6 protein-coding genes are annotated in these 3957 nt (G+C 31.0%); all 6 read left to right on the top strand.

What is annotated here, in order from left to right:
• A partial coding sequence (locus VQ048_RS11835) for a phage baseplate assembly protein V (protein ID WP_327611874.1) occupies positions 1 to 1135 on the top strand: 1135 nt, incomplete at its 5' end.
• A gap of 12 nt (positions 1136 to 1147) precedes the next feature.
• Positions 1148 to 1795, top strand: coding sequence for a T6SS effector amidase Tae4 family protein (locus tag VQ048_RS11830; RefSeq protein WP_327611873.1), 648 nt, complete (start codon positions 1148 to 1150; stop codon positions 1793 to 1795).
• A gap of 7 nt (positions 1796 to 1802) precedes the next feature.
• The gene (locus tag VQ048_RS11825; protein WP_327611872.1) at positions 1803 to 2273 is read left to right on the top strand and encodes a hypothetical protein; all 471 of its coding nucleotides are present in this window, start codon (positions 1803 to 1805) and stop codon (positions 2271 to 2273) included.
• The gene (locus tag VQ048_RS11820; protein WP_327611871.1) at positions 2270 to 3004 is read left to right on the top strand and encodes a T6SS effector amidase Tae4 family protein; all 735 of its coding nucleotides are present in this window, start codon (positions 2270 to 2272) and stop codon (positions 3002 to 3004) included. The genes VQ048_RS11825 and VQ048_RS11820 overlap by 4 nt, the downstream gene beginning before the upstream one ends.
• Positions 2989 to 3402: a hypothetical protein gene (locus VQ048_RS11815; protein ID WP_327611870.1), complete on the top strand. Its 414-nt coding sequence runs from the start codon at positions 2989 to 2991 to the stop codon at positions 3400 to 3402. Before VQ048_RS11820 ends, VQ048_RS11815 begins: the two co-directional genes overlap by 16 nt.
• A gap of 12 nt (positions 3403 to 3414) precedes the next feature.
• Positions 3415 to 3759: a DUF4280 domain-containing protein gene (locus tag VQ048_RS11810; RefSeq protein WP_327611869.1), complete on the top strand. Its 345-nt coding sequence runs from the start codon at positions 3415 to 3417 to the stop codon at positions 3757 to 3759.
• The last annotated feature ends 198 nt before the right edge of the window (positions 3760 to 3957 follow it).

The raw sequence follows: 3957 nt of genomic DNA, 5'->3' as shown, positions 1-3957 counted from the left end.
ATATTCGCCTTGGATACGCGTAGTACAGCCTCATGGTGGTTCGGGTAAAGGTTTTTATTTTATCCCCGAGATAGATGAGGAAGTGATGGTATCTTTTGAAAACCAAAACGCTGAAAGACCCTATGTCATCGGTAGCCACTACAACGGAAAAAGTAAAAGTGGGTATGCTACAAAAGATAATAGCGTAAAAGTGATAAAGACAAGGAGTAATCACACGATATTATTGGACGATAGTAAAGAAAAAATGAGTATTACCATTGTAGATCAAGCAGGAAATACGATTTATTTAGATACGGTGAATAAAAGTATTCGGATAGAAGCTCCCGAAACCATAAGTATCAAATGTAAGAATTTGGATATAGAGGTAGCTGAAAATATGAAAACTTCAGTAGGGCAAAATCAAGAGAATACCATTGGTAAGAACTTAAAGATTGTTGCTCAAGAAGAGATAAGCCAAGATAGTGGTAAAAAGACCATTATTGCCAGTGGCGATAATATGGAGATTTCAGCCAAACGCGATTTAGATTTGTATGGTAAGCAGAATTTAATTGGTTATACTGATGGAAAATCTGAATTGGGTGCCAAAGAACAAATGCATGTATATGGCACAAAATCTTTAATTACTGCCAAAGACAAGATAGAATATAAAGCACCGAGTATGAATAAACTCCCAGATAAAGGAGAATTTAAGTATGATAAGGAGAAGAAAATTATTGGAATGTTTTGGTGTTACGGCGAAGAAAATACTCCTCTAGCTGATGAGTCAAAGCATTATACGGATATGAACCTTATTGTAAATACTAGAAATTATGAAGAAGGAGAAATGATGACTATTACTATTGAAGCAGAAGATGGCGATCCTGTTGGTAATAAAGTATCTAAAATTTCATTAACGGGTAATGTAGATAGAAATGGCAGAGTTGTTTTTAAAAACCCATTGAAGGACTGCACTTTAATACTTACAAATGAGGACGATTATAATATGCAAGAAACGGAAGAGGATATAAATGCAGTATATACTACTTATCAAGGCAAAAGTTATACTAAAGATGAATGGAAAAAATTTGAAGCGGAGCAGTATAAAAAATATTTAGAGAATAAAAAAAGGAAAGGTTTTTGGGATAATCTATTTTAAAAGGTCAGATTTATGAAAAATACAGAAGAAAAATCAAATGTTTTACCGTCTATTTATAGAAGCTTTATAGCTAGGTGTGATGATTATCAAACTCAACCTATTAGGGTGAAAAGACCTAAGTGGACAGATGTGTATAGAGGATATCCAAAAAATAAATCTGGAACAGATGATTTACCTGCCAGAGAAGTATTTTTATCAATTTTTGAAGAAGAATATTATAAGAAAAATACTAAAACATTCTCTAATGCATGTGCTACTAGAGTGTCATTGGGGTTAATTGAGGGTGGAATGAAAGTTAAAGCAGCTTTCCGAATAATAAAAAAAGGACATAAACATAATAATAAGGGATTTCAAACAAGTGCTTTGGGGTTAAAAAATTTTCTTATAGAACGAAATGTTTGGGGAAGTCCAGAGGAACTTATAAAGGCAAAGTATAAAGGAAGCTATAATGAAAATGTTCCAGATATTCGATTTAGTGATGTACAGAATACTATTGGTAAAAGAAATGGAGTTTATATCATAATTCCTAAAAAAGGATATTTTAACGATTCAGCTGTTAGTGGTCATGCTACATTATGGGTAGGAGCTAATAGAGATGTTATTGGAGGACATAATTATGCAGAGGGTGCACTTGAAATTTACTTTTGGGAACTTAAATGAAAAAAATATGAAAAAGATAATGATTTTGTTGTTTTTATTGTCATGTAATATGTTTTTTTCACAAAAAAACGATTTATTTTTAGTTAAAAATAAATTATTAAATGATGAAGGGGCATATTTTCAATTTAGACATTTAAGTTATTTACATTGTTTAGATCGTCACTTAGGGCATAAAAATGAACTTTTTATGTCCGAGTGGTCAGATTTGTTTAATAGAATGTATGCGTTTCCCAGACTGTTCAATGAAGACCGTTTGATTACTTTTCTTAATGAAAATGAATCACAACATTTAAACAAAAATAAACATTTTTATCGTGGATGCTTTAATGTAAAATCAAAAGAGTTATTTGAAAAGTTTATCCTAAATGACATAAATTATATTCAACCATCCCCTTACAATCCACAAGAAGATATTGATCAAGATAGAGCTGATTATTTAAACGATGGAAAAATTAACATTAATAGATTTGTACCATGAGAGAATCAAATATTTATAGAAGCTTTATAGCTAGGTGTGATGATTATCAAACTCAACCTATTAGGGTGAAAAGACCAAGTTGGGCAGATATGATTAAAAATTATCCAGATACTTCCATTGATGTAGAAACATTATATATTGAAATTGGGAATGGTTTGTTAGATATGTTAAAAAAAAATAGTGCTTGGGAAAATACTTGTGCGTTCAGAATGAGTAAAGGATTAAATTATAGTGGATTAAAACTACCGAAAGACAATTCTAAATATAGAGCAAAAGGAGCAAAAGGAGGAGTTCATAAAGGTGGTGATAAATTGAATTATTGGTACAGAGTACGAGAATTAGCTCCATATTTATCTGACCACTTAGGAAAACCTGAAATTGATATAAAATTGGATAAAATTGAAATGCCAGTTAATCTAAGAAAGAAAAATAATCTAACGCAAGCAGAATGGACACAGTTATGGAATAGTAAAAAGAAAATTTCACAAGCAGAATGGTCAAAAATAAATATTATAAGAGGAATAATTACATTTGATGTTTCAGGTTGGTCTGATGCTACAGGGCATTTTACTTTATGGGATGGAAGACACTTAATTTATCCAGGTGGTGCAGAACATGACGACCCTAAAAGCTCAAAATATTATTTTCACATGTTTTATCCGACGAAGAATAAAAATGGCGATTTAGATTTAGTACAAACTAATAGAATTAGAATATGGGAATTAAAATAAAACAAATAGTATTTTTTAGTCTGATTTTTTTGAATCATCTTATTTATGGTCAGACAATTGAAGATAAAATTAAATATATGAAGAAATACGCCTATTGTAGCTGTATTTACATAAATAATAATAAATTAGATTCTACCTACTTAAATAATAAATTTCAATCGAGTGACAAATCACAAAAGTTATTTGCTGATTTAGGGAAAATTTCTGATGAACAAAAAGATAAAATTAGAAGTTTTACTGAAAAACAGACTAAATATTCCACAGTTATTGAGTCATCATATTATTCTGAAACTGGTAAATCTAATACAATAACTGCGGATTGTATATTTTTTTATGAATCCAAAGAACTGGACAGCTATATAAAAAAAATACTAGATATTACACCTAAAAAAAATTAAAAATAAAAAACCATGCCTCAATCATTAACCAATGGTACTCAATTAAAATGTAACCAAGGGACTACGCTTTCAGAATTAAAGGTTACCAGTCAATCTTTTATGCAAATAGAAGGTAAGGCACAAGCTACCGAGCAAGACAAACAGCCTAATATCAATATAAAACCTTTTGGTCAATGCAGGCTAAAGCCTTCATCTGTAGGTTATTTGCCTTGTATGCCAGCCCCAACCCAATGGCAGGATACTTCGCCTTTTGAGATAGAAGGCAAAAAAGAATTATTGGATAGTTCTACTTGCCCTTGTTCAGTAGGTGGTACAATATCCGTTATAAAATCTGCCCAAAATTTTGTAAAAGAGTGATTTAACCATTACATTTGTATAAAGTCATTAGCGTATGTTTCAAAAAATATTCTTTATATTCATTTCACTTCAGATGTTTACTTGTTCTTATGCTCAAGAAACCTTGCAAGATGTTATTTTTCCTCAATACTTAAAAGCTGATTGTGAAGTTGTCCAGCCCAGAGAGAAAATGAAAGGCAAGCGGTATGCTAAGGTAGG

Origin of the sequence: Bergeyella anatis, assembly GCF_036016955.1 — a bacterium.
Taxonomy (GTDB): domain Bacteria; phylum Bacteroidota; class Bacteroidia; order Flavobacteriales; family Weeksellaceae; genus JAYWXI01.
Note: the sequence above shows the minus strand (reverse complement) of the source record. Positions and strands in the feature narration are given on the sequence as shown.